At 67.4% G+C, this 24,148-nt stretch carries 20 protein-coding genes and 1 tRNA gene; 15 read left to right on the top strand and 6 right to left on the bottom strand.

What is annotated here, in order from left to right; all coding sequences use genetic code 11:
- The first annotated feature begins 44 nt into the window (after positions 1–44).
- Positions 45–692: a glutathione S-transferase family protein gene (locus tag ACFO0A_RS09035; protein WP_379538682.1), complete on the top strand. Its 648-nt coding sequence runs from the start codon at positions 45–47 to the stop codon at positions 690–692.
- Positions 693–711: 19 nt separating this feature from the next.
- Here the strand turns inward: ACFO0A_RS09035 and ACFO0A_RS09030 are convergent, their stop codons facing one another.
- Both ACFO0A_RS09030 and ACFO0A_RS09025 read right to left on the bottom strand, forming a co-directional pair.
- Positions 712–1,179, bottom strand: a complete 468-nt coding sequence (locus ACFO0A_RS09030; RefSeq protein WP_379538681.1) for a vgr related protein — start codon at positions 1,177–1,179, stop codon at positions 712–714.
- Between the two features lie 44 nt (positions 1,180–1,223).
- The gene (locus tag ACFO0A_RS09025; protein ID WP_379538680.1) at positions 1,224–1,733 is read right to left on the bottom strand and encodes a copper chaperone PCu(A)C; all 510 of its coding nucleotides are present in this window, start codon (positions 1,731–1,733) and stop codon (positions 1,224–1,226) included.
- Between the two features lie 203 nt (positions 1,734–1,936).
- Between ACFO0A_RS09025 and dnaK the strand changes: the two genes are divergently transcribed.
- Together dnaK and dnaJ are read left to right on the top strand one after the other, a co-directional pair.
- The gene (gene dnaK, locus ACFO0A_RS09020) at positions 1,937–3,859 is read left to right on the top strand and encodes a molecular chaperone DnaK (protein ID WP_379538679.1); all 1,923 of its coding nucleotides are present in this window, start codon (positions 1,937–1,939) and stop codon (positions 3,857–3,859) included.
- Between the two features lie 69 nt (positions 3,860–3,928).
- Entirely contained in the window at positions 3,929–5,041 is a 1,113-nt protein-coding gene (dnaJ, locus tag ACFO0A_RS09015; protein ID WP_379538678.1) for a molecular chaperone DnaJ, read from the top strand.
- On the opposite strand, the gene ACFO0A_RS09010 is transcribed toward dnaJ, so the two are convergent.
- Positions 5,000–7,402: a patatin-like protein gene (locus ACFO0A_RS09010; RefSeq protein ID WP_379538677.1), complete on the bottom strand. Its 2,403-nt coding sequence runs from the start codon at positions 7,400–7,402 to the stop codon at positions 5,000–5,002. The genes dnaJ and ACFO0A_RS09010 overlap by 42 nt on opposite strands.
- A gap of 89 nt (positions 7,403–7,491) precedes the next feature.
- Here ACFO0A_RS09010 and radA point away from each other — a divergent pair, with 89 nt between their 5' ends.
- The 9 genes from radA (at position 7,492) to ACFO0A_RS08965 (ending at position 18,565) form a co-directional block, all read left to right on the top strand.
- Positions 7,492–8,859, top strand: coding sequence for a DNA repair protein RadA (radA, locus tag ACFO0A_RS09005; RefSeq protein ID WP_379538676.1), 1,368 nt, complete (start codon positions 7,492–7,494; stop codon positions 8,857–8,859).
- An 11-nt stretch (positions 8,860–8,870) separates the two neighbouring features.
- A complete protein-coding gene (locus ACFO0A_RS09000) occupies positions 8,871–9,401 on the top strand; it encodes a CvpA family protein (RefSeq protein ID WP_379538675.1) in 531 nt (176 codons plus the stop codon).
- On the top strand, positions 9,398–9,832 hold the full coding sequence (locus ACFO0A_RS08995; protein ID WP_379538674.1) for an iron-sulfur cluster assembly scaffold protein: 435 nt from the start codon (positions 9,398–9,400) through the stop codon (positions 9,830–9,832). The genes ACFO0A_RS09000 and ACFO0A_RS08995 overlap by 4 nt, the downstream gene beginning before the upstream one ends.
- 45 nt (positions 9,833–9,877) lie before the next feature.
- Entirely contained in the window at positions 9,878–11,521 is a 1,644-nt protein-coding gene (locus tag ACFO0A_RS08990) for an MFS transporter (protein ID WP_379538673.1), read from the top strand.
- Positions 11,487–12,581, top strand: coding sequence for an alanine racemase (gene alr, locus ACFO0A_RS08985; RefSeq protein WP_379538672.1), 1,095 nt, complete (start codon positions 11,487–11,489; stop codon positions 12,579–12,581). The genes ACFO0A_RS08990 and alr overlap by 35 nt, the downstream gene beginning before the upstream one ends.
- 71 nt (positions 12,582–12,652) lie before the next feature.
- On the top strand, positions 12,653–13,231 hold the full coding sequence (gene phaR, locus ACFO0A_RS08980) for a polyhydroxyalkanoate synthesis repressor PhaR (RefSeq protein WP_379538671.1): 579 nt from the start codon (positions 12,653–12,655) through the stop codon (positions 13,229–13,231).
- A 62-nt stretch (positions 13,232–13,293) separates the two neighbouring features.
- Positions 13,294–14,844, top strand: coding sequence for an aminoacyl--tRNA ligase-related protein (locus ACFO0A_RS08975; protein ID WP_379538670.1), 1,551 nt, complete (start codon positions 13,294–13,296; stop codon positions 14,842–14,844).
- A gap of 60 nt (positions 14,845–14,904) precedes the next feature.
- Positions 14,905–16,263: a M28 family peptidase gene (locus tag ACFO0A_RS08970; protein ID WP_379538669.1), complete on the top strand. Its 1,359-nt coding sequence runs from the start codon at positions 14,905–14,907 to the stop codon at positions 16,261–16,263.
- Between the two features lie 31 nt (positions 16,264–16,294).
- The gene (locus tag ACFO0A_RS08965) at positions 16,295–18,565 is read left to right on the top strand and encodes a ribonuclease R family protein (RefSeq protein WP_379538668.1); all 2,271 of its coding nucleotides are present in this window, start codon (positions 16,295–16,297) and stop codon (positions 18,563–18,565) included.
- A 4-nt stretch (positions 18,566–18,569) separates the two neighbouring features.
- Here ACFO0A_RS08965 and ACFO0A_RS08960 read toward each other — a convergent pair whose 3' ends face one another.
- Complete coding sequence (locus ACFO0A_RS08960; protein WP_379538667.1) at positions 18,570–19,031, bottom strand: universal stress protein; 462 nt, start codon at positions 19,029–19,031, stop codon at positions 18,570–18,572.
- A 135-nt stretch (positions 19,032–19,166) separates the two neighbouring features.
- Here ACFO0A_RS08960 and ACFO0A_RS08955 point away from each other — a divergent pair, with 135 nt between their 5' ends.
- Positions 19,167–20,546, top strand: coding sequence for a pyruvate dehydrogenase complex dihydrolipoamide acetyltransferase (locus tag ACFO0A_RS08955; RefSeq protein WP_379538666.1), 1,380 nt, complete (start codon positions 19,167–19,169; stop codon positions 20,544–20,546).
- Between the two features lie 272 nt (positions 20,547–20,818).
- Positions 20,819–22,231 (top strand): dihydrolipoyl dehydrogenase, encoded by a 1,413-nt coding sequence (gene lpdA, locus ACFO0A_RS08950; protein WP_379538665.1) that lies wholly within the window; start codon positions 20,819–20,821, stop codon positions 22,229–22,231.
- 17 nt (positions 22,232–22,248) lie between these two features.
- On the opposite strand, the gene ACFO0A_RS08945 is transcribed toward lpdA, so the two are convergent.
- On the bottom strand, positions 22,249–22,569 hold the full coding sequence (locus ACFO0A_RS08945; protein WP_379538664.1) for a PilZ domain-containing protein: 321 nt from the start codon (positions 22,567–22,569) through the stop codon (positions 22,249–22,251).
- Between the two features lie 130 nt (positions 22,570–22,699).
- On the opposite strand from ACFO0A_RS08945, the gene ACFO0A_RS08940 reads away from it, so the two are divergent.
- Positions 22,700–24,001: an aromatic ring-hydroxylating oxygenase subunit alpha gene (locus ACFO0A_RS08940; RefSeq protein WP_379538663.1), complete on the top strand. Its 1,302-nt coding sequence runs from the start codon at positions 22,700–22,702 to the stop codon at positions 23,999–24,001.
- Positions 24,002–24,022: 21 nt separating this feature from the next.
- Here the strand turns inward: ACFO0A_RS08940 and ACFO0A_RS08935 are convergent.
- Positions 24,023–24,112 (bottom strand) — tRNA-Ser (locus ACFO0A_RS08935).
- Between the last annotated feature and the right edge of the window lie 36 nt (positions 24,113–24,148).

Below are 24,148 nucleotides of genomic sequence, written 5' to 3'. Positions count from 1 at the left end.
CCCGCCTTGATGCACCCTGTCGGGGGCACGAGAGGATCGACGGCATGACCGGATTGACCATCTGGACTTACGATTGGGTTCCCGAGGGGCCGCGAGGCTTCGTGCGCGACCTGCGGCTGCGGTGGGCGTGCGAGGAAGCCGGCCTGGACTACGCCATCGCCACGGTCCCGTTCGACGGCCGCGAGACCAATCATCTCGATCGGCAACCGTTCGGGCAGGTCCCGTACCTGTCGGACGGTTCGGTGGAGATGTTCGAAAGCGGCGCGGGCCTGCTCCACATTGCGGGCAAGAGCGAGGCTCTGATGCCGTCCGATGCGACGGGCAAGGCGCAGACCTTGCAGTGGACGCTCGCCGCGCTCAATTCGATCGAGATGGTTACCCTGCCTTGGTGGTTCCTGGCCCTGTCCGGCGACGAAAGCAGCGCCCTGTCAGGCTGGGTGGCCAAGCGCCTCTACCAGCTTGAAACGGTCTTGGCCGGGCGCGAGTGGCTTGCCGCTGACCGCTTTACCGTTGCCGACCTCTTGATGGCGGATGTCCTGCGAATTCCGAAGGTGCGCTCGTTCGGACAGCGCCCGGCAAGCGAGGCGTTCGTCGCGCGGCTGACGGATCGCCCGGCTTTCCGGAAGGCTCACGCCGACCAGATAAGTCAATTCGAAGCTGCCGACCGGACCAGAGCGCAAGCCACCGCCTGAACGTCCTCCAAGGCGAACTTCACCCCATTCTGAACGGCAGGATCGCGCGCATCGCCTCGGCCGGAAGCGACCCCGCGACCGGATGGCCGCGCTCGGCCAGGAAAGTGTGCTTCACGATCTCGGCCTGCTGCTCGATCCCGTAGCGTGCCAGCGGCCAGCCGGGCCGGATCGCATAATCGTAGCGGCAGAGCGGGTGGCGCATCGCGACCAGCCACCAGCTTCCATGCTGCTGTGCCTGCCAGACGTGAGTCAGCTCGTGAATGAACAGGGCCTGCCGGGAAAGCGGAGCGCCAGCGAAGTCGTCGGTATAAAGGTCACCGCGGGGATGGAAATGCAGATGCCCGCGCGGCGCCATTGCGGTCTGCCGGGGCTGGAACGGGAAGAACTTGCGGCGCCGGATCGAGACTCGGGAATAGTCGATCGCCGATCCGAACACCGACTGCGCCAGCGCAATCTCGCCGGAAGTAAGCGGGCGCGCCCCGCCCACCGCGCAGGCGGGGGCGGAGGCAACCGTGGCGGACAGCGGGTCGTTCAGTGCGCGCTCCCCGCGTTGCCGACCGTCGTAACCGTCGCCGGCACGCTTGCCTTGTCGCCGTTGTCGAAGGTCAGGGTCAATTCGGTCTTGTCGCCCGCTTTCAGCGTGGGCGCCAGGTCATAGACCATGACGTGCATCCCGCCCGGCGCGAAGCGGACCGTCTTGCCTGGCTCGACCAGAACGCCGCTCACCGGCTTCATCGAGGACATGCTGCCGGGCATCGAATCCATCGTCTGGTGAAGTTCGGCGCGGCCCGCGCCCGCGACGTCGACGCTGACGATCCGCCGCGGCGGACCCGAACCCTGGCTAACCTCGAAATAGGCGGCGCCGGGACGGCCCGCGATGACGGGAAGCTGCACGGTCGCCTGGCCCACGGAGATGCCCGGAGCGTTCTCGGGCGTGGCATCGGCGGTCTCGCTCGGGGCGGGAGAGGGCGCCTTGCCCTCGCATCCGCCAAGGGCAAGCAAAACGGTGGCTGCTGCAATCGGGAAAGCGCTTCTGAACATGACAGGCTCCAGCGTGCCGCAGGTATGGGCCGCGCGCGCTTGCCTAGTGCGGCAACGGCCTTGTGCCAAGCACTTGTCCCGGCACTTGTCCCGCGCGAAACCCGCCCTATATCGCGCCCACCAAGAGCCGCCGAAGCGCGCTTGCCCTGCGGGGGAGCGCCCAGCGCGCGGTGTCCAATTGCGAAAAGGAAATGGGGTAAACCATGGCAAAAGTTATCGGTATCGACCTTGGCACCACCAACAGCTGCGTCGCTGTGATGGACGGGGGCAAGCCCAAGGTCATCGAGAATTCCGAAGGCGCGCGTACCACGCCCTCGATCGTCGCCTTCACTAAGGACGGCGAGCGTCTTATCGGCCAGCCGGCGAAGCGCCAGGCGGTCACCAACCCCGACAGCACGATCTTTGCCGTGAAGCGCCTCATCGGCCGCCGGTTCGACGATCCGGTGACCAAGAAGGACACCGAGCTGGTTCCCTACACCATCGTCAAGGGCAAGAACGGCGACGCGTGGGTCAAGGCGGGCGAGGAATACTCGCCGTCGCAGATCAGCGCGTTCATCCTCCAGAAGATGAAGGAAACCGCCGAGAGCTATCTCGGCGAGACCGTGACCCAGGCGGTCATCACTGTTCCCGCGTACTTCAACGACGCCCAGCGCCAGGCGACCAAGGACGCCGGCCAGATCGCGGGCCTCGAAGTGCTGCGCATCATCAACGAGCCGACCGCGGCGGCGCTGGCCTATGGCCTCGAGAAGAACGACGGCAAGACCATCGCGGTCTATGACCTCGGCGGCGGCACCTTCGACGTCTCGATCCTCGAGATCGGCGACGGCGTGTTCGAGGTGAAGTCGACCAACGGCGACACCTTCCTGGGCGGCGAGGATTTCGACTCCAAGCTGGTCGAATATCTGGCCGACCAGTTCAAGAAGAAGGAGAACATGGATCTCCGCACCGACAAGCTGGCCCTCCAGCGGCTGAAGGAAGCCGCCGAAAAGGCGAAGATCGAGCTGTCGAGCGCGCAGACCACCGAGATCAACCTGCCCTTCATCACCGCGCGCATGGAAGGCGGGGCGACCACCCCGCTGCACCTCGTCGAGACGATCACCCGTTCGGACCTCGAGCGCATGGTCACCGACCTGATCAAGCGGACGATGGACCCGTGCAAGAAGGCGCTGGCCGATGCCGGGCTCAAGGCCTCGGACATCGACGATGTCGTGCTCGTCGGCGGCATGACCCGCATGCCCAAGGTGCGCGAGGCGGTGAAGGACTTCTTCGGCAAGGAACCGCACACCGGCGTCAATCCCGATGAAGTCGTGGCGATGGGCGCAGCGATCCAGGCCGGCGTGCTGCAGGGCGACGTCAAGGACGTGCTGCTCCTCGACGTGACGCCGCTGTCGCTGGGCATCGAGACGCTGGGCGGCGTGTTCACCCGGATGATCGATCGCAACACCACGATCCCGACCAAGAAGAGCCAGACCTACTCGACCGCGGACGACAACCAGCAGGCGGTGACCATCCGCGTGTTCCAGGGCGAACGCGAGATGGCGGCGGACAACAAGCTGCTCGGCCAGTTCGACCTCGTCGGCATTCCGCCGGCGCGGCGCGGCGTGCCGCAGATCGAGGTCACCTTCGATATTGACGCCAACGGCATCGTGAACGTCAGCGCGAAGGACAAGGGCACCGGCAAGGAGCAGCAGATCCGCATCCAGGCGTCGGGCGGGCTCAGCGACGCGGACATCGACCAGATGGTCCGCGACGCCGAGAAGTTCGCCGAGGAGGACAAGAAGCGGCGCGCCGATGCCGAGGCGAAGAACAACGCCGACAGCCTCGTCCACGCGACCGAGCGCCAGCTTGAAGAGAACGGCGACAAGATCGACGCCGAGCTCAAGAGCCAGATCGAGGCGGCGATCGCCGAGGCCAAGACCGCGATCGAAAGCGGCGACGCCGAGGCGATGACCGCCAAGACCCAGGCGCTTACCGAAGTCGCGATGAAAATGGGCCAGGCCATTTACGAGAAGGAGCAGGCCGCAGGCGCCTCGCCCGGCTCGGAAGGCGGGGCCGCGGCGTCCGAGGGCGGTGCCGACGACGATGTCGTCGATGCCGAGTTCTCGGAAGTCGACGACAACAAGTGATGCAATAGGGAATGAACGCGAGCGCCGGTCCCGTAATGGGGCCGGCGTGACCGTTCAGGGGTCATCACCATGTCAGTCCAGACCGATTACTACGAACTGCTCGAGGTCGAGCGAAACGCCGACGATCGCACGATCAAGTCGGCCTATCGCCGCATCGCGATGCAGTGCCATCCCGACAAGAATCCCGGCTGCGCCGATTCCGAGGCGCGGTTCAAGTCGGTGAGCGCGGCCTACGCCTGCCTCAGCGATCCGCAGAAGCGCGCGGCTTACGACCGCTTCGGTCATGCCGCGTTCGAGAACGGCGGAATGGGCGGCGGAAACGGCGGCGGCGCCGACTTCGGCGATCTCGGCGACATCTTCGAGACGATCTTCGGCGGCGCATTCGGCGGACGCCAGCAGCAGGCCCGCCGAGGCGCGGACTTGCGCTACGACATGGAGATCGGCCTCGACGACGCCTTTCACGGCAAGAAGACCGAGATCGAGATCGAGGTCTCGACGGCTTGCGAGCCGTGCAACGGCTCGGGAGCGGAGCCCGGCACTTCGGCCCGGCGCTGCAACCTGTGCGGCGGCCACGGCAAGGTCCGGGCACAGCAGGGCTTCTTCATGGTCGAACGCGCCTGTCCGACCTGTCACGGCCGCGGCGAGGTGATCGAAAGCCCCTGCCGTGCCTGCGGAGGAGAGGGCCGCGTCGACCAGGCCCAGACGCTGAGCGTCGAAATCCCCCCGGGCGTCGACAACGGCACCCGCATCCGCCTTGCCGGCAAGGGTGAGGCCGGCCCCTTCGGTTCGCCCCCGGGCGACCTCTACATCTTTCTCCACGTGAAGCGCCACGCGCTGTTCGAGCGTGACGGCACGACCCTGATCACCCGCTGCCCGATCAGCTTCACCACCGCCGCGCTTGGCGGGGAAATCGAGATTCCGGGGCTTGACGGCGAACGCCACGTGATCGCGATCCCTTCGGGAATCCAGTCGGGCAAGCAGCTGCGCAAGCGCGGGGCCGGGATGCCGGTCCTCCAGGGGCGCGGCCACGGCGATCTGGTGGTGGAAATCCAGGTCGAGACGCCGAGCAAGCTCAGCGCGCGGCAGCAGGAATTGCTCAGGGAGTTACAGCAGACCGAGACGGGAGAGGAATGTCCGCAGTCACGCGGGTTCTTCGACCGCATCAAGGCGGTCTGGTCCTGAACTGACCGCAGTTGGCGCAGGTGCGGGCCGGGCGAGAGGAGCCATCGAGATCTCCACCTCGCCACGGAGCGTGCCGACCAGCGTGGGATCGGCCTGAAGTTGGCCTTCCTCCTCATCGAGGATCGCGAGGAACGCCCGCCGCTTGAAGTCAGCCAGGACTCCCGCGTCGAGCGGCTCCTCGACGGTCGAGGCGATGAGGTCGATGACCCGCTCGGCGCCGTGAAGCCGCCCCCACAGGTAGTCGTTCTCACGGTAGGCGCGGCTGAAGAACGCGCCGAAGCTGAAGAACTCGACCCCGCGCAAGGTCGCGGCGGTGCCGCCCTTGCGGATTGAGCCGCAGTCCTCGGGCGAGATGCGGTCGACCTTCACCGGGTCGTATTCGTTCAGCCCTTCGCCGCGCAGCAGCGGCAAGGTCGCCACGTCGTAGAACGGGAAGCCGAGGTAGGTCAGCATCACCCGGCGGCGCAGCGCGCGCGGCATTGTCGCCATCGCATCCGCAAGGATCCTGTCCACCTCGAGGTCGAGCGCGGCAAGGTCGCGGGTGCGCGCGATGTGATCGAGCGCGGGGCCCGGATCGTCGAGCGCCCCGTCGGCAAGGCTGGCGAAGTCCTCGCCCAGCGAGGCTAGCGGTTCGAGCGCGATATAACGCGCCAGCGCGGCGAACACCGCCTCGCGCGCCGCCTCGCGCGCGGTCCCGGCAACATCCTCGAGATCGGCCCAGCCCACCGCCAGCCGCCGCGCCAGCAATCGCAGGCGCCTGATGCGGAAAGGCAGGTCGTGCGCCCGGAAGAACGTAATGGCCGGCGCGGTTGCCCCACCGCGCAGCGAGGCCATGCGGTCGAGCCCGGTTTCGTGGAGATGCTGCCAAATTCGCGCCGCCAGCGCGCCGCGCGTCGCGGCGGTCGAACCGCCCATCGCTGCGGCGATCGTCGCCGATAGCTGCTCGACGATTCCGGCGGCCTTGGTCTGGGCATATGCGTGGAATGCAAACCCCGCACGCTCCGCCGCCGCCTGCTGCGCCTTGGCCCGCCACGCGGTGAGCCGGCGCGCGGTGGGCCGGTAGAGCGACAGCGTGCGCCCGAACAGGTGCTCGACCGCCTCATCCACCTCGGGGCGCAGCGCTTCGACGATGCCGCGCATCTTGGCCATCTCGCGCGATTGCTCGGCGATCGCCTCGAGGTTGTCGCGGATCGGCTGCTCGCGCGGGATGCTCGACAGCGATCCGGCGATCGCGGCGAAGAAGCCGACATGGCGGTTGGCGCGCGCGCCTGCTTCCACCTTGTTCCGGTCGGGCCGGGGATCGATGTACACGATCCTGCGGTCCACCTCGCGTTGCGCAGGGCGGTCGCGCAGGACCGCGATGGCCTGCGAGAACGGCGCGTTGACGAGAACCGACCCGTCGACGAGCGAAACCTGGTCCACGTCGCCGCGCCCGGTGTGGTGCGGCATGATCCGCGCCAGGAACGCCGACCGGCCGGGCCAGGCGATGCCGCGCTCGTCGGCCAGGCGGTCGATCTCGGCCACTGTCAGCGGAGGGAAGGCTCCGGGAAAGCTGGCGGTGGCGCGGGCGGCCATGATCAGTTCGGGCGGCGGGGCGAGATCGTCGACATTGCTCGCCGAGCGGCGCGAAACAGCGCGGAAGCCGATCGACAGGCGGTGCTCGCTTTCCTCGACCACCGGCGGGCTGTTGAGCCGCAGGACCTCGGCGTGGCCGTTGAAATCGGTCGCGGTGACGAACAGGTCTAGCGGATGGCCAGGCGGCAGCAGCGGGCCGTCGCCGCCGCCTTCGTCCATGGTCTCCAGCGCGTCGGCGATCAGGCGGGTAAAGCCGATTCCGCTGAACGGCGGGGCGAACCAGCGCGCCCGGATCAGCCGCGAGAGTTTCAGCCGGACCTCGGCCCGCGTTTCTGGCGCGACGGTGCTCGACACCACGTTACCCGGACGCTTGAGCATGAACCACACCAGCGGCTGCGCCCAGAACTTGCTGAAGCGCGAAAAGGGCCGCGCGTCGGGATCGAGCAGGACATCGACATCCGCTTTTTCCAGCCACAGGCTGGTCAGCGGCTCGAGGCTCTGCCCGCTGGCGATGGCCTGGGAAAGGAACACGCCGTTGATCCCACCGGCGCTCGCTCCCGCGACGATGTCGGTCAGCACGCGCACGCGAAGCGCGCGGTCGCGCTCTATCGCCGCGAGCAACGCGCGGTAGATGCCTTCCACCCCCGGCGGCGGTGCGGTCCCCTCCAGAAAGCCCCGGCTCGCCCGCGTGGCGCGCCAGACTTCCTTGGTGACCCCGTGCATGTAGACCGCAAGGCTGATGCCCCCGTAGCAGATCAGCGCAATACGCAGTTCTTTCTGCCGCATCGTGCGAGAATGTCACGTTGCGGCCAAACCCTCAACCATTGCGGTGCGCGGCATTGCGTTCGCACTATGTTCCAGCTATCCGCTGGCCCATGAGCAAGGCCAAGCGCAAATACGTCTGCCAGGCATGTGGCGGGGTTTCGCACCGCTGGCAGGGCCAGTGCGCCGACTGCGCCGAATGGAATACCCTGGTTGAGGAAGCCGCCGCGACCGTGTTCTCGGAAAAGCATGACCTGTCCTCGGGCGGGCGCGCGTTCCAGTTCGTCGCTCTCGATGCGCCGCTGGCGCTGCCCCGGCGCCAGCCCACTGGGCTTGGGGAGTTCGACCGGGCTCTCGGCGGCGGGCTGGTGCCGGGCTCCGCAATCCTGATGGGCGGCGATCCCGGGATCGGCAAGTCGACCCTCCTGCTCCAGGCCGCGGCCCGGATTGCGCTGGCGGGCGGCGACGCGGTTTACATCAGCGGCGAGGAAGCGGCCGACCAGGTCCGCCTTCGCGCGGATCGCCTGGGGCTGGGCAAGGCGCCGATCCGGCTCGCCTCGGCCAGCTCGGTGCGCGACATCCTGACCACGCTGGGCCAGATGCGCCCGCCTTCGCTGCTGGTGATCGATTCGATCCAGACCATGCACTCCGACCAGATCGAAGGTGCGCCCGGCACCGTCAGCCAGGTTCGCGGCTGCGCCTTCGAACTCATCCGCTATGCCAAGCAGAACGGCGTGGTCCTCGTGCTCGTCGGCCACGTCACGAAGGACGGCAGCATTGCGGGTCCGCGGGTGCTCGAACACATGGTCGACGTGGTGATGAGCTTCGAGGGCGAGCGCAGCCACCAGTTCCGCATCCTGCGCGCGCTGAAGAACCGTTACGGCGCGGTCGACGAGATTGGGGTGTTCGCCATGGCCGGGGCGGGGCTGGAGGAAGTCGGCAATCCCTCGGCACTGTTTCTCACCGGCCGCGAGACCGCGGTACCGGGCAGCGCGGTATTCCCCGTGCTGGAAGGGACGCGGCCCGTACTGGTCGAAATCCAGGCGCTTACCGTCAGGCTGGCGAGCGGGGCCACCCCGCGCCGGGCCGTCGTGGGATGGGACAGCGGCCGCCTGGCAATGGTGCTGGCGGTGCTCGAGGCGCGCTGCGGGCTGAACTTTTCCTCCGCCGAGGTCTATCTCAACGTCGCCGGGGGCTACCGCCTGACCGATCCCGCCGCCGACCTGGCCGTTGCCGCCGCGCTCGTTTCGGCGCTCGCGGACCGGCCGCTTCACGCCGAATCGGTCTGGTTCGGCGAGCTTTCGCTGGCGGGAGAGGTGCGGCCTGTCTCGCATGCCGCCTTGCGCGGCAAGGAAGCCGCCAAGCTTGGCTTTCGCGTCGCCTACGGACCCGAGCCGACCGGCGAACCGATTGCCGGCCTGCGTCACGAAACGGTTCGGCTGCTGCCAAATCTCGTTGACCGGATCATGGGCGCGCAATAGCTTAGCCACGCATGACGGGTTTCGACATTGTGGTTCTCCTGATCATCGGCGTCGGCGCCGTATCAGGCTTCATGTACGGCTTCGTGCAGGAAGTGCTTTCGCTCGCCGCGTGGATTCTCGCGCTGTTCGCGATCCACTATCTCCACACCCCGCTGTCCGTGGAACTGGCCAAGTTCTTCCCGACGGAGACTGGCGCCACCGTGCTGGCCTTCGCGCTCCTTCTGCTCATTCCCTACGGGGTGATGAAGCTGCTGGCCCGCTGGGCGGGCACCGCATCGCGCAATTCCGTGCTCGGCCCGATCGACCGGCTGCTGGGGTTCGGCTTCGGTGCGGTGAAGGGCCTCATCATCGTCGTCCTGGGTTTCTCGGTCCTCGTGCTGGGCTACGATACGGTCTGGGGCGTGGGTGGCCGTCCTTCGTGGATCGTACTCTCGCGCAGCTATCCCTTCATCAACGCCAGCAGCGAGGCGCTGGTGACCATGATCGGCGAGCGCCGCGCAGAGGCGGCGGCGGCGGCCCGGGAAAAGCCGGAAGTGAAGTGAGCGCCGCGGCGCTCTATACCCCGCAAGTCCTCGCGGCGGCAGTCGACCTGGCCGCATATCCCCTCGATCCCGGCGCGCCGTTCCAGGGTCATGCCAGTGCGCGCGCCTGCGGCAGCACGCTCGATCTCAGCATCACCCTCGACGATGCGGGCACGATCCAACGCATCGGGGCAAGGGCGCGCAGCTGCGCGATCGGGCAGGCCGCGGCGGTTCTGTTCGTGCGCGGCGCGGCGGGCCACACCGGTGCGACCATCGCGGCGGCGCGCGATGCCATGGTCCGCTGGCTGGCCGATGCCGAAGCGCCGCTGCCCGACTGGCCCGGCCTCTCCCTGATCGAGCGCGCCCGCGCCTACCCGGCCCGTCACGGCGCGATTCTGCTGCCGTGGAATGCGGCGCTGGATGCGCTGGCATCGGTGGCCGTGCCCGGCTAGAGAGCGCGCATCGGGCCGGGTGTGGCGGCCTTTCGGGGAGGGTAAATGGCCGCCAGTCAGCCGCAGCCGAGCGCGTCGGACATCCGCTTGATCATCGCCGCGTCGTCGGCCGGCACGATCTTCGAATGGTACGATTTCTTCATCTACGGAACGCTCGCCGCGATCATCGGCAAGGCGTTCTTCCCCGCCGGCAACGAAACGCTCCAGCTGCTGCTGGTGTGGGCAGGCTTTGCCGTGGGCTTCGGGTTCCGGCCGCTGGGCGCGGTGCTGTTCGGATTTCTCGGCGATCGGCTCGGGCGCAAATACACCTTCCTGGTGACGGTCACCCTGATGGGCATCGCCACGGCGGGGGTGGGGCTGACCCCGTCCGCCGCCAGCATCGGCATCGCGGCGCCGGTCATCATCATCCTGCTGCGCGTGATCCAGGGGCTGGCGCTGGGCGGCGAGTACGGCGGCGCGGCGATCTATGTGGCCGAGCATGTTCCGTTCGAGAAGCGCGGCTTCTACACCAGCTTCATCCAGGCCAGCGTGGTCGGCGGATTCGTGTTTTCGCTTATCGTGGTCCTTTTGTGCAAGGCTTCGATGAGCGAGGACGTCTGGAACGCCTGGGGCTGGCGCATTCCGTTCATCCTCTCGCTCGGTCTCCTGGCGATCTCGCTGTGGATGCGCCTCAAGCTTTCGGAAAGCCCGGTTTTCCAGGCGATGAAGGATGAAGGGTCGCTTGCCGCCAACCCCTTCGTCGAGAGCTTCACTTATCCCGGCAATCGCAAGCGCCTGTTCGTGGCGCTGTTCGGGATCGCCGCTGGCCTCACGGTGATCTGGTACACCGCGATGTTCTCGGGCCTCAGTTTCCTCAAGGGCGCGATGCGGATGTCCGATACCGCGGCCGAACTGGTCGTGGGCTTCAGCGCGGCGATCGGGATGATATTCTACCTGATCGCCGGCCGCTTTTCCGACCGGGTCGGACGCCGGAAGCCGATCCTGTGGGGATATGCGCTGACCCTCCTGATGCTGTTCCCCACCTTCTGGCTGATGGGCAATGCCGCCAATCCCGCGCTGGCCGCGGCGGCCAAGGACTATCCGGTCGCGGTTTCCGGGCCCGATTGCCACTACAACCCCTTCGCGCAGGAACAGAAAAGCGACTGCGGCAAGCTGCTGGGCGATCTTGCCGCGCTGGGCGTCCCCTATGACCTCCGCGCCGCGCCGACCCTGGGCGTAACGGTGGGCGCGGGCACCGCGCTCCCGATGGAAAGCTATGCCTGGGCCGACAAGGCCGCGCGCGGGAAGCAGCTTGGCGAATGGCTTAAGCAGGCTGGCCACTACGACCTTGCCAAGCAGACGCCGCCCGCTGCGAACATCGCGGTGATCATCCTAGCGCTGCTGGTGCTCATGGCGCTGTCAGCCGCGACATATGGGCCGGTGGCGGCGCTGCTGGCCGAGATGTTCCCCCCGCGCATCCGCTACAGCTCGATGTCGATCCCCTACCATATCGGCACCGGCTATTTCGGCGGGTTCCTGCCGTTGATCGCAAGCTACGTCGTGGCCCGCACGGGCAATCCCTATTCGGGCCTGTGGTACACCTGGGGCGTCGTTGCGGTCTCGCTCGTCGTCGCATGGTGGGGCCTGCGCGGCGGCGCGCCGGAGGAATTCCGCGATGATGTGGCAACGGGCGATGCCGTTGCCGCCTGAGATTGCCCCTTCGCCTGCGCCGCTTCCGTCATCTCCGCTGCGCCTGCGCCTCGACACGCAGGCTCTCGCCGACAACTGGCGCGCGCTCGACCGGCTGTCAGGGAGCGCTGCTGCCGGCGCCGCGGTAAAGGCCGACGCCTATGGCCTTGGCGTCGCCGTTGCAGTGCCGGTCCTTGCCGAAGCGGGCTGCCGCGATTTCTTCGTCGCGCATTGGGGCGAGGTGCCTGCTCTGGCCGGGCTCGTCCCGGCAGACCGCGTGGCGGTGCTTCACGGGCCGATGAACGATGCGGAGGCTGCGTTCTGCCGTGCCAGCGGCGTGCTGCCGGTCATCAACAGCGTCCCCCAGGCCGCGCGCTGGTCGGCTACCGGCGGCGGCCCCTGCCACCTGATGGTCGATACCGGGATCAACCGCCTCGGCGTCGAATCCCATCGCCTCGGCGATCCGGCCATCGCCGGGCTCGAGGTCGAGACGTGCCTCAGCCACCTGGCCAGCGCCGACGAGAATTCGGCGCAGAACGCGGTCCAGCTCGCCCGCTTTGCCGAAGTGCGCGCGGCGGTCCCGGCGCGGCGCTACAGCCTGGCCAACAGCGCGGGCATCGCGCTGGGGAACGCCTATCACGCCGATCTCACGCGGCCCGGCCTCGCGCTCTACGGCGGCATCCCGCGCGACGAGCTTGCCGGGCATATATCCCAGGTCGCCTACCCGCAGGCCGCGGTGATCCAGGTCCGCGAGATCGCGGCGGGCGACAGCGTGGGCTACAACGCCACATTTACCGCACCCGCGCCGATGCGCGTCGGCGTGATCGCGCTCGGCTATGCCGATGGCTACTTGCGCTGCTGGTCGGGCAAGGGTCGGTTTTCCTGGCAGGGCAGGGACGTTCCCGCTCTGGGCCGGGTGTCGATGGACATGACCGTCGTCGACCTGACCCATGCTCCGGGATGCGCCGAGGGCGATTGGCTCGAGGCGGCGTACGAGCCGCTCGCGGCCAGCGCGGCGAGTGGGCTGTCGCAATACGAATTGTTCACGCTTCTGGGCCAGCGTTTTCAGCGCGGTGGATAGCGATGTTGCGCTGCACATGCTGCGCCTGCTAAGGTGACTGCAACGCACGCATTGCGAACAAGGGGTGCAGCATGAGCCAGGCGAAGAAGGATGCCGAGGGTGAAACCGTCGTCATCAAGAAGTACGCGAACCGCCGACTCTACAACACCCGTTCGTCGAGCTACATAACGCTCGAACATCTCGCGCAGATGACCCGCGACGGGGTCGAATTCCAGGTCCTCGACGCCAAGACCGGCGCCGACATCACCCATTCGATCCTCACCCAGATCATCATGGACGAAGAGGCGGGGGGAGAGCAGATGCTGCCCACCAGCTTCCTGCGCCAGCTCATCGGCATGTACGGCAATTCCATGCAGGCCCTGGTCCCCGGCTACCTCGAAGCGTCGATGGAGCATTTCCGCGAGAACCAGGCCAAGCTGCGCAAGGCGATCGAGGACAGCATGGGCACCAATCCGCTGGCCCAGCTTGCCCAGCGCAACATGGAAATGTTCAAGGCCGCGGCCACCGCGTTCGTCCCCGGGATGAAGGGCGCCGGCACCCCGGCCGAACCCGCCCCGGCCGCCGAAGGCGACAAGGATCAAGAGGAACTGGCCCAGCTCCGCGCGCAGATGGCCGAAATGCAGCGCAAGCTCGACGCGCTCAGCAAGTAGGCGCTTTCGGTCAGGCCTCGCGCCTCTGGCGCTAGGCCGGACGGCGCGCTAACGCCCGCGCCATGAATCAGAGCCCAGCCATCCGTCACGCGCTTTCCGTCAAGCGTTCCGAAGACTTTGCCCAGTGGTACCAGGCCGTGATCGCCGAAGGCGACATGGCCGAGGAATCGGGCGTGCGCGGCTGCATGGTGATCAAGCCGTGGGGCTACGGCATCTGGGAGCGCATCCAGGCGTTGCTGGACGCCGAGATCAAGGCCACCGGCCACGACAACTGCTATTTCCCGCTGTTCATTCCGCTGAGCTTCTTCGCCAAGGAGGCCGAGCACGTCGAAGGCTTCGCCAAGGAAATGGCCGTGGTCACGCACCACCGCCTGATCGCCGACGGCAAGGGAGGCCTCGTTCCCGACCCCGACGCGAAGCTCGAAGAGCCGCTGGTCGTGCGACCGACTTCGGAAACCGTGATCGGCGCGGCGATGAGCCGGTGGATCCAGTCGTGGCGCGACTTGCCGCTGCTCACCAACCAGTGGGCCAACGTGGTGCGCTGGGAAATGCGCACGCGGATGTTCCTGCGCACCAGCGAGTTCCTCTGGCAGGAGGGCCACACCGCCCACGCCGACAAGGCCGAGGCGATGGAAGAGACGCTCAAGATGCTCGAAGTCTATCGCGCGTTCGCCGAGGGACCGCTGGCGATGCCGGTGATCGCCGGCGAAAAGCCCGAGAACGAGCGCTTCCCCGGCGCCGACGCGACCTATTCGATCGAGGCGATGATGCAGGACGGCAAGGCCCTCCAGGCCGGCACGTCGCACTATCTCGGGACCACCTTCGCCCAAGCCGCCGACATCCGCTACCAGGACCGCGAGGGCCAGCAGACGCTATGCCACACGACGAGCTGGGGCGTTTCGACCCGGATGATCGGCGGGCTGATCATGACTCACGGCGACGACGACGGGCTGCGCGTTCCGCCGCAGGTGGCGCCGCACCAGATCGTGCTTTTGCCGATGCTGCGCGAGAATGACGGCGATGCCGCGCTCCTCGAATATTGCGAGGGCATCCGCAAGGAGCTCGCCGGCCTGTCCGCGCTGGGCGAGCCGGTTCGCGTGCTGCTCGACAAGAAGGCCGGCAAGGCCACTGCCAAGCGCTGGGCCTGGGTGAAGAAGGGTGTGCCGATCATCCTCGAGATCGGCGGGCGCGATGCCGAAAGCGGGCAGGTCAGCGTGCTGCGCCGCGACCGCCTGTGGCGCAGTGACGCCAAGCCCGATTTCGCCGTGCGACCGCGCGCCGACTTCATCGCCGATGCCGGCGCGACGCTGGAGGACATCCAGTCGGGCCTTTACGCCGAGGCGCGCGAACGCCGTGACGCCAACATCCGCCGCGACGTCGCCGACGTCGCCGCGCTCGAAGCGCTCTACGGCGAAGGCTCGGACTTCACGGGCTGGGCCGAGATGGTCTGGTCGCGCCCTACCGGCGCGGCGCTCGATGCGGTCGACGCCAAGCTCAAGGCGCACAAGCTGACCATCCGCAACACGCCGATGGACGGCGCGCCTGTCAGCGGCACTTGCCCGTTCACCGGCGAGCCGGCGGTCGAGCGGATCTACGTCGCCCGGTCGTACTGACGACAGCGGAGTTTGCCGCGGCACTTGCCAGCGCGTTCGCGGCGGGCAAGTGTCGCAAGCATGACTCGCAAGCCCCTGATATTCGCCGCGTTGCTCGCCGCGCCGCTTCCCGCTCTTGCCCAGGGCGCGCCTTCGCCCGCGCCCGAAGCCGCCGTTTCGCAAGAACGGCTGCACAAGGATGTGGAGCGACTCGTCGCTTTCGGTACGCGCCACACGCTGTCCGACCAGCAAAGCAAGAAGCGCGGGATCGGGGCGGCACGCCGCTGGGCGGAGGCGGAATTCCGCAAGACCTCGAAGGCATGCGGCAATTGCCTCCAGATCGTGCTGCCCGAAAAGATGGTCACGGGACCGCGCATCCCCACGCCCGTCCGCTTGGTTGACGTCGTGGCGATCCAGCGCGGGACCGAGCGGCCGAACGAGGTCGTGATCGTCCAGGGCCACATCGACAGCCGCGGCAGCGACGTCATGGATGCGAAAGTCGATGCCCCGGGCGCGAATGACGACGGATCGGGCACCACGCTCGTGCTCGAGGCGGCGCGCGTCCTCGCCGGGCGCAAATTTGCCGGCACCATCGTTTACGCGGTCCTGTCCGGGGAAGAGCAGGGCCTGTTCGGCGGCCAGCTTCTGGCCGATTATGCCGCGCAGCAGGGCTGGACGGTCAAGGCCGTGCTCAACAACGACATCGTCGGCGGAACACACGGCTCGGACGGGGTGGTCGACGACACGCATGTCCGCGTGTTCTCGGAAGGGCCGCGCGCCGACGCCGACGACAAGCTGCGCGCAGCCGCGCGCCGCGACGGGGGTGAGAACGACAGCCCGTCGCGCAATCTCTCGCGCTTCGTTGCGGGTCTGGCCGGCGACAAGGACGGCGACCTGGCGGTTCGCCAGGTCTGGCGCGCGGATCGCATGGGCCGGGGCGGCGATCACCTGCCGTTCCTCGACAAGGGCTTTCCCGCGATCCGCTTCTCGGTGGCGATCGAGGATTACGAGCACCAGCACCAGGACGTGCGGACCGAAAACGGGGTGAAGTTCGGCGACACGATCGACGAGATGGACTTTCCGTACCTCGCCAAGGTGGTGAAGCTCAATGTCCGGACGCTGGCGGCGCTCGCCCGCGCGCCGATGCCGCCCGCCACGACCGCGCAGGCTGCGGTGCAGACCTTCACCGACGTCAAGTGGGACGCGGTGCCCGGCGCGGTCGGCTACACCGTTTGGCGCCGGCGGACAGACGAGGCCAACTGGTCCGAGCCGCTAATCGCCGATGCCGCCGCGACCAGCGTCCGCCTGGCCGGGGTGCGGGGCGACGACTGGGTGTTCGGCGTCAGCGCGCGCGCCGCCGACGGCAGCGAGAGCCCGGTCGCATCGGCGGTGCCCGGAGGCGCTTTCGCGCCGCTCGCCGCGACCAAATCGGTCCCTTGATCGCGCCGGGGGCGCGGCCCATAGGAAGGCCATGCCCTCACGCAAAGCCGCACCCGCCGGTCTCCCCTCGCGGGCCCAGATCCTCGAGTTCATCAAGACCGCGCCCGGCGTTGCCGGCAAGCGCGAGATCGCGCGCGCCTTCGGGTTGCACGGTCACGAGAAGATCGCGCTCAAGGCATTGCTCAAGGACATGGCCGACGAAGGGCTGATCGACGGCGACAAGCGCGCCTTCCACCGCCTCGGCGGCGTACCCAAGGTCACCGTCCTGCGGGTCGTGGACATCGAGGACGGCGAGGCCATTGCGATCCCCGACGCCTGGCAGCCTGATGACGCCACGCCGCCCCCGCGCCTGCGGGTGATCGAGCGGGGGAAGGGCCGCCAGGCCCAGCCCGCGCTGCGCAAGGGCGACCGCGTGCTGGCGCGGACCGAGGAAGCGGGCAAGGGCTGGCTCGCCCACCCGATGAAGCGCCTCCCCGCCTCTGCCGACCAGACGCTCGGCGTCATCGAGTTCGACGGTGCGGGCAAGCCGTGGCTCGCCCCGGTCGACAAGCGGATTCGCAATTCCTCGCCGGTCAGCGATCTGGGCGGGGCCGAAGCCGGGCAACTGGTGCTCGCCGAACCCTCGGGCCGCTCGCCGCGCGCCGGGGTCAAGGTGACCGAAATCCTCGGCGATCCGCTCGCCCCGCGCGCGTTCAGCCTGATCGCGATCCACAAGCACGGCATTCCCTTCGCCTTCGCTCCCGAGACGCTGGCCGCCGCCGAAGCCGCCGCGCGCCTGCCGCTGAGCGAGGAGCAGCGCGAGGATCTCCGCGCCCTGCCGATCGTCGCGATCGACCCGGCCGACGCCCGCGACCACGACGATGCGATCTGGGCCGAGCCTGACGGCAGTGCCGACAATCCCGGCGGCTTCCGCGCGGTCGTCGCCATCGCCGACGTCAGCTTCTACGTCCGTCCCGGCAGCATGATCGACCGCGAGGCGCGCAAGCGCGGCAACTCGGTCTATTTCCCCGACCGGGTCGTTCCCATGCTGCCCGAGGTGCTTTCGGCCGAGGTGTGCTCGCTCAAGGCCGGGGCCGACCGAGCTGCGATGGCCTGCCACCTGACGATCGATGCCCACGGCCGCGTCACCGGATGGCGCTTCACCCGCGCACTGGTGCGGATCGCCGAAGTGATCGCCTACGAGGACGCGCAGGCCCGCATCGACGGCGGCACCGCGGGCGAGCCGTTGCGTCACCTGTGGGCCTGCTGGGCGCTGCTGGCCAAGGCCCGCGCCGCGCGCGATCCGCTCGAGCTCGAGCTGCCCGAGCGCCGGGTGGTTCTCGACGAGCAGGGCAAGATCGCCGAAATCGCGCTGCGCGAGCGGCTCGATGCGCACCGCGTGGTCGAGGATTTCATGATCTCGGCCAATGTCGCGGCGGCCAAGGCGCTCGAAAGCAAGGTCGCGCCGGTGGTGTACCGGATCCACGAGACGCCGGGCCGCGAAAAGCTCGTCGCGCTCAAGGATTATCTCGCCACGTTCGACCGCAAGCTGGCGCTGGGTCAGGTCATCACGCCATCGCTGTTCAACCGCATGCTCAAGGACATCGCCGACGAAAGCGAGAAGGCGCTGATCATGGAAGCCGTGCTGCGCAGCCAGACCCAGGCTTATTACGGCCCGCGCAATGCCGGGCACTTCGGCCTGGCGCTGGGCAGCTACGCGCATTTCACCTCGCCCATCCGGCGCTATGCCGACCTCCTCGTCCACCGCGCGCTGGTCGACGGTTTCGCGCTGGAGCAGCCGCGCCCGCAGGACCGCTCGATCCCCGCGACTTCCGGGCTGTCCGACGTCGACCGCGACGACCTGACCCGGATCAGCGAAGTCATCAGCACGACCGAGCGCCGGGCGATGGAAGCCGAGCGCGACACCATCGACCGCTACGTCGCCGCATGGCTTGCCGGACGGGTCGGCGAGGTGTTCGAGACGCGCGTCACCGGCGTGCAGAAATTCGGCCTCTTTGCGACCATCGTCGGCCTGGGCGGTGACGGCCTGGTCCCGGTGTCCACGCTGGGCGCCGAACGCTTCGATTACGACGAGAAGGCCCGCACTCTCGTCGGCGCGCAAACCGGCGAGGCCTATTCGGTCGGCCACCGGATGAAGCTGCGCCTTGCCGAAGCCAATCCGCTGACGGGCGCGCTGAAGTTCGAGCCCGTCGACCTTGTGCCGGGCAGCGGCCGGGTGGAGCGGCGCGGCGCGCGTCCCGGCCCAGTGATGGGCAAGCGCGGCCGCCCCGCCAATATCCGTCACCAGGGGCGGCGGCGCTAGGCGCTCAGCTCATCCGGTCGATCTCCTCGTCGGTCATCGATCCGGGCACGATCATCAGCGGACACGGTAGCTGGCCGGGATGCCCGGCGGCAAAGTGCGCGACGAGCGGGCCCGGCCCGCCCTGCGCCGCCGCGCCGAGCACCAGCGCCGAAACCTCGGGATGGTCGGCGAGGTAATCCTTGATGATCTGCACCCCGTCGCCCTGCTGAACGGAGATGACCGGCATTTGCCCGCTTTCGCTGGCCAGATGTCCGGCGGCTGACGTCACGAGAACCTCGGCGCGGTTGCGCGCTTCTTCCTCGATAGTGGCCTGGACACCGCCGAAGGCGACGAAATCCTGCCGTGGCACCAGTGCCACGATATGCACCTGTCCGCCGGTACGCGCGGCGCGCCGCGAGGCGAATCGCAAGGCGAGGCGCGCCTCGTCGGTCTCGTCCATTATCACCAAATAGATGCGTTGCGGCATCGCAGGTCCCCTCTATCAGGGCTTGTGCGGTCAGATCGGGGCGGGCGCAAGCCGCTTGCCCCTTGACCCCTTGGGCGCAGGGGGCGAAATGGCCGTTCCGCGCGCCCAGCCGAACCATACAGGGGACCACGCCCAATGCCGATCGCGATCAAGATGCCAGCCCTGTCGCCAACGATGGAAGAAGGCACGCTGGCAAAGTGGCTGGTCAAGGTCGGCGACAAGGTTTCCTCGGGCGACATCATGGCCGAGATCGAGACCGACAAGGCGACGATGGAGTTCGAAGCGGTGGACGAAGGCGTCATCACCGCGATCGAGGTGCCCGAAGGCTCGGAAGGGGTGAAGGTCGGCACCGTCATCGCCACCCTGGCCGAAGAAGGTGAGGATACGAAGGCCGCCCCCGCCGCAGCCTCGGCCCCGGCTCCAGCTCAGGCCCCAGCTCAGGCCAAGGCAAAGGACGAACCCGCACCGGCGGCAGCTGCTCCCGCACCGACCCCATCTCCGGCACCCGCACCGGCCCCGGCACCCGCCGCGCAGGCAGCGCCCGCCCCCGCACCGGCAGCCGCCGCAAGCGCTCCCGCTGACGACGACCGCATTCTTGCTTCGCCGATCGCGCGCCGGATCGCGGCCGAAAAGGGCATCGATCTGTCGAGGATCAAGGGCACCGGTCCTGGCGGCCGGATCGTGAAGGCCGATGTCGAAGGCGGCGAGGGCGCTCCCACCGCGGCGGCCGCTCCCGCTCCCGCTGCCGAGCCTGCGCCTGCCGCGGCTTCCGCGCCTGCGGCCGCCAAGGCTCCGGCGCCCGCCGCGGCGGTGTCGGATTTCGGCATTCCGTACGAGGCGACCAAGCTCAACAACATCCGCAAGGTCATCGCCCGCCGCCTGACCGAGGCGAAGCAGACCATACCGCACATCTACCTCACGCTCGACGTGCGGCTCGATGCGCTGCTCAAGCTGCGCGGCGAACTCAACAAGGCGCTCGAACCGCAGGGCGTGAAGCTCTCGGTCAACGACCTGCTGATCAAAGCGCTGGCCAAGGCGCTGGTCCAGGTGCCCAAGTGCAATGTCAGCTTCGCCGGTGAAGAACTGCGCACCTACAGCCGCGCCGACATTTCGGTCGCGGTCGCCGCGCCTTCGGGTCTCATCACCCCCATCATCGTCGATGCCGGCAACAAGTCAGTCTCGGCGATCAGCACCGAGATGAAGGCGCTCGCCGACAAGGCGCGCGAGGGCAAGCTGCAGCCGCACGAATACCAGGGCGGGACCGCGAGCCTCTCCAATCTCGGCATGTTCGGGATCAAGCAGTTCGACGCGGTGATCAATCCGCCCCAGGCGATGATCCTGGCGGTCGGCGCCGGCGAGCCGCGCCCATATGTGGTGGACGGAGCGCTGGCCATCGCCACGGTGATGAGCGCGACCGGCAGCTTCGACCACCGGGCCATCGACGGCGCCGACGGCGCGGCGCTGATGGCCGCCTTCAAGGCGCTGGTGGAGGCACCGCTCGGCCTGGTCGCCTGACCGTGAACGGGTGGCGCTGTCCTACTTCACCGGGATCTGACACGGTCCCGGAATGACGACCGGCCCGACTCTCGACGAACGTGCGGCAGCGAAATTTCCGAACAGCCGCGCGCAACAGGATTTTAATTTCCCGCGACAGGCAATGTGTCGCTTTATCCCTTCAGACTGGCGCAAACGCGCGGGTTCGGGCCAGGTGACGGCGAGGGTGACAGGTGTCACTTGTGTCACCCTGGGCGCGGATCGAACCAGGGCCCGGGGCCACGGAGATATGCATGGCTGACCAATACGACCTTATCGTTCTCGGCTCCGGCCCCGGCGGCTATGTCGCCGCGATCCGTGCAGCACAGCTTGGCCTCAGGACCGCGATCGTCGAGCGCGAGCTGCTCGGCGGCATCTGCCTCAACTGGGGCTGCATCCCGACGAAGGCCTTGCTGCGCTCGGCAGAGATCTTCCATTACATGAACCACGCCAAGGATTACGGCCTGGCGGCAGAAAAGATCACTGCCGACCTCAACGCGGTGGTCCAGCGCAGCCGCGGCGTGGCCAAGCAGCTCAACCAGGGCGTCACGCACCTGATGAAGAAGAACAAGATCGCGGTTCACATGGGCACCGGCAAGCTCGTCGCGCCGGGCAAGCTCGAAGTGACCGGCGACAAGGGCACCGAAACGCTCGAGGCCAAGCACATCATCGTCGCCACCGGCGCGCGGGCGCGCGACCTGCCGTTCGCCAAGGCCGACGGCAAGCGCGTCTGGACCTATCGCCATGCGATGGTTCCGCCCGAGATGCCGACCAAGCTGCTGGTCATCGGCAGCGGCGCCATCGGGATCGAGTTCGCGAGCTTCTATAACGACATGGGCGCAGATGTTGCCGTCGTCGAGATGCTCGACAGGGTGGTTCCGGTCGAAGATGCCGATGTCTCGGCGTTCCTCGAAAAAGCGCTGAAAAAGCAGGGGATGACGATCATGACCGGCGCGGGGGTGGAAAGCCTTGCCGTGTCGGATGCGGGCGTCGCGGCGAAGATCAAGGGCAAGGACGGCGCGGTCGTCGACGGCCAGTTCAGCCACGTGATTGTTGCGGTGGGGATCGTGCCCAACACCGAGTCGATCGGGCTGGAGGAAGTGGGCGCCAAGCTGGACCGCGGCTTCATCCAGATCGACGGCTACGGCCACACCGGGGTGCCCGGGCTATGGGCGATCGGCGATTGCGTCCCCGGACCATGGCTGGCCCACAAGGCGAGCCACGAGGGCGTCACCGCAGCCGAGTCGATTGCCAAGGAACTGGGCAACGCCGACGTTCATCCGCACCCGCTCGACCCCAACAACATCCCCGGCTGCACCTACTGCCACCCGCAGATCGCCAGCGTCGGGATGACCGAGGCCAAGGCCAAGGAGGCGGGCTTCACGGTGAAGGTCGGCGCGTTCCCGTTCATGGGCAACGGCAAGGCCATCGCGCTCGGCGAGGCCGAAGGCTTCGTGAAGACGGTGTTCGATGCCCGGACGGGCGAGCTGCTGGGCGCGCACATGATCGGCGCCGAGGTGACCGAACTCATCCAGGGCTATGTTGTCGGCAAGACCCTGGAGACGACCGAAGCCGAACTGATGAACAGCATTTTCCCGCACCCCACCCTGTCCGAGATGATGCACGAATCGGTACTGGCCGCTTACGGCCGCGCGCTTCACATCTAGGACCGGGAACTTGCCGCTCAGGCGGCGGCGCGGGCCACGATATTTTCGAACACGGCGATGTGAAGGCGGCGTTCGAATTCGCAGCCGACGATCTTCTGGGCAGTCCAGCAGATCCGCGCGTTGAGGATTTCGAACCCCGGAATGCGCACCCGCACCGGTAGCGCGGCGTCGTATTCGGGAAGCCAGGCGATGCGGAAGCCGGTTTCCGAGATGTCGCTGAGTCGAACGGGTTTCCACGGACGCAGGCCTTGGCGAATCTCGCAGACGAGCGACACTTCCGCCCGGTTCCCCTGCTTGCGCACCGGCAGGCCGTCGATGGAAAAGTTTTCGTGACGCATCTGGACCCCGTTTTGTTTCGTTTCCGAACAGAGACTAGCGCGGCCCTCTTGCGGAATGGTTAGCGGCAAGGGTGGCCAGCGAAGTTTCCGTCTCACCATCGCTGCTTGAGATAGTAGCACGCGTAATATAATGATCGGTTATCCGGGGCGTCGCAAGGTCGGGAGAGGTCGAGTGAAGGAAGAGGCGCGCAAGCAGCTGGAGTTTGTCGCGGAGGATGTCCTGCGACATTTCGATGCTGGCACCGTCCGGCTCGAACCGGAAATCGGAAGCGTCGAAAGCTCGGTCTACACCGATCCCGAGCGCTTTGATCGCGAACGCGAGCACATCTTCCGCAATCTCCCGCTCATGCTTGCGATGAGCTGCGAGCTCGAGGGACCCGGGAGTTACAAGGCGCTGCAGGTGGCAGGAACGCCCGTGCTGATCGTGCGCGGCAAGGACGGCACGGCGCGCGCGTTCCTCAACGCCTGCTCGCACCGCGGCGCCATTCTGGACGAAGACTGCGGCAAGGCCGCGCGCTTTACCTGCCCCTATCACGGCTGGACCTTCGGCCGCGAAGGCGAGCTGCTCGGCGTCGCCTATTCGAAGATCTTCGGCGAAGCAGACCGCGGATCACTGGGGCTGAAGCCTTTCCCGACCTTCGAGAGGGCTGGCATGATCTGGGTCATCCTGAACGAGCATTCGAAGCTAGACGTGTCGGCATTCCTGCAGGGCTATGACGACATGCTGGAAGGTTTCGGGTTCGAGAACTGGCGCATGATCAGCCGCCGCGTTCTCAACGGTCCGAACTGGAAGCTCTGCTTCGATGCGCACCTTGAGTTCTATCACATCCCGGTGCTTCACAAGGACAGCTTCGGGTCAATCGATCCGCGTACGCTCTATTACAACTACGGACCGCACCAACGCCTTGCACGCCCGAGCGAAGGCCGGAACGGACCTGACAACGTCGACATATTCCAGATGCGGGATCGAGCGTCCGAGGACTTGCCGGACGAAAGTCTGATGTTCGGCGAGTGGATCATGTTTCCGAACGTCTCGATCAATACGTTCTACGCTGGCGGCAGGGGCGTCATCGTTTCTCAGGTCATCCCCGGCGAAACGGTGGATCAGTCGGAGACCATCCAGCTTTTCCTGCTGGCCGACGAGCCTGACGTCGCAGGGCGGAACGAGGCCGCGCAGACAGCCGATTTCCTTGCGAAGGTCGTGGGCGAAGAAGATTTGCCGACCTCGCTCGGACAGCAGACCGTGATGCGCTCGGGCGCGATGGACCGCATCCTCTTCGGTCGAAACGAAGGGGGGCTTCAGCAATTCCATAGCTGGGTCGAGCGCATCGTTTCGACGCCCTTCGACGATTTGCCGTCGCTCTTCGCGTCTGCGCGCGGAGTTGGGGACAAGGCCGCCATGTTCCGAGAGCCTGAAAGCGTTCCCGGCTGACTCCCTGGGAAGAAAGTAAATTGGCGGACAGGGTGGGATTCGAACCCACGGTGAGCTTCCACCCACGGCGGTTTTCAAGACCGCTGCCTTAAACCACTCGGCCACCTGTCCGGGATGACGGCGGCTAGCGTTACGAGGACGGTTTGT

Source organism: Novosphingobium tardum (assembly GCF_042652045.1).
GTDB classification, from domain to species: Bacteria; Pseudomonadota; Alphaproteobacteria; order Sphingomonadales; family Sphingomonadaceae; genus Novosphingobium; species Novosphingobium tardum.
This window is presented reverse-complemented; position numbering and strand designations above follow the sequence as displayed.

Bases quoted from the DNA above. Each gene is read 5' to 3' on its own strand.
- ACFO0A_RS09035 (WP_379538682.1), top strand. From the start codon at position 45: ATGACCGGATTGACCATCTGGACTTACGATTGGGTTCCCGAGGGGCCG.
- ACFO0A_RS09025 (WP_379538680.1), bottom strand. From the start codon at position 1,733: ATGTTCAGAAGCGCTTTCCCGATTGCAGCAGCCACCGTTTTGCTTGCC.
- dnaK (WP_379538679.1), top strand. From the start codon at position 1,937: ATGGCAAAAGTTATCGGTATCGACCTTGGCACCACCAACAGCTGCGTC.
- dnaJ (WP_379538678.1), top strand. From the start codon at position 3,929: ATGTCAGTCCAGACCGATTACTACGAACTGCTCGAGGTCGAGCGAAAC.
- ACFO0A_RS09010 (WP_379538677.1), bottom strand. From the start codon at position 7,402: ATGCGGCAGAAAGAACTGCGTATTGCGCTGATCTGCTACGGGGGCATC.
- radA (WP_379538676.1), top strand. From the start codon at position 7,492: ATGAGCAAGGCCAAGCGCAAATACGTCTGCCAGGCATGTGGCGGGGTT.
- ACFO0A_RS09000 (WP_379538675.1), top strand. From the start codon at position 8,871: ATGACGGGTTTCGACATTGTGGTTCTCCTGATCATCGGCGTCGGCGCC.
- ACFO0A_RS08990 (WP_379538673.1), top strand. From the start codon at position 9,878: ATGGCCGCCAGTCAGCCGCAGCCGAGCGCGTCGGACATCCGCTTGATC.
- alr (WP_379538672.1), top strand. From the start codon at position 11,487: ATGATGTGGCAACGGGCGATGCCGTTGCCGCCTGAGATTGCCCCTTCG.
- phaR (WP_379538671.1), top strand. From the start codon at position 12,653: ATGAGCCAGGCGAAGAAGGATGCCGAGGGTGAAACCGTCGTCATCAAG.
- ACFO0A_RS08975 (WP_379538670.1), top strand. From the start codon at position 13,294: ATGAATCAGAGCCCAGCCATCCGTCACGCGCTTTCCGTCAAGCGTTCC.
- ACFO0A_RS08970 (WP_379538669.1), top strand. From the start codon at position 14,905: ATGACTCGCAAGCCCCTGATATTCGCCGCGTTGCTCGCCGCGCCGCTT.
- ACFO0A_RS08965 (WP_379538668.1), top strand. From the start codon at position 16,295: ATGCCCTCACGCAAAGCCGCACCCGCCGGTCTCCCCTCGCGGGCCCAG.
- ACFO0A_RS08960 (WP_379538667.1), bottom strand. From the start codon at position 19,031: ATGCCGCAACGCATCTATTTGGTGATAATGGACGAGACCGACGAGGCG.
- ACFO0A_RS08955 (WP_379538666.1), top strand. From the start codon at position 19,167: ATGCCGATCGCGATCAAGATGCCAGCCCTGTCGCCAACGATGGAAGAA.
- lpdA (WP_379538665.1), top strand. From the start codon at position 20,819: ATGGCTGACCAATACGACCTTATCGTTCTCGGCTCCGGCCCCGGCGGC.
- ACFO0A_RS08945 (WP_379538664.1), bottom strand. From the start codon at position 22,569: ATGCGTCACGAAAACTTTTCCATCGACGGCCTGCCGGTGCGCAAGCAG.
- ACFO0A_RS08940 (WP_379538663.1), top strand. From the start codon at position 22,700: ATGATCGGTTATCCGGGGCGTCGCAAGGTCGGGAGAGGTCGAGTGAAG.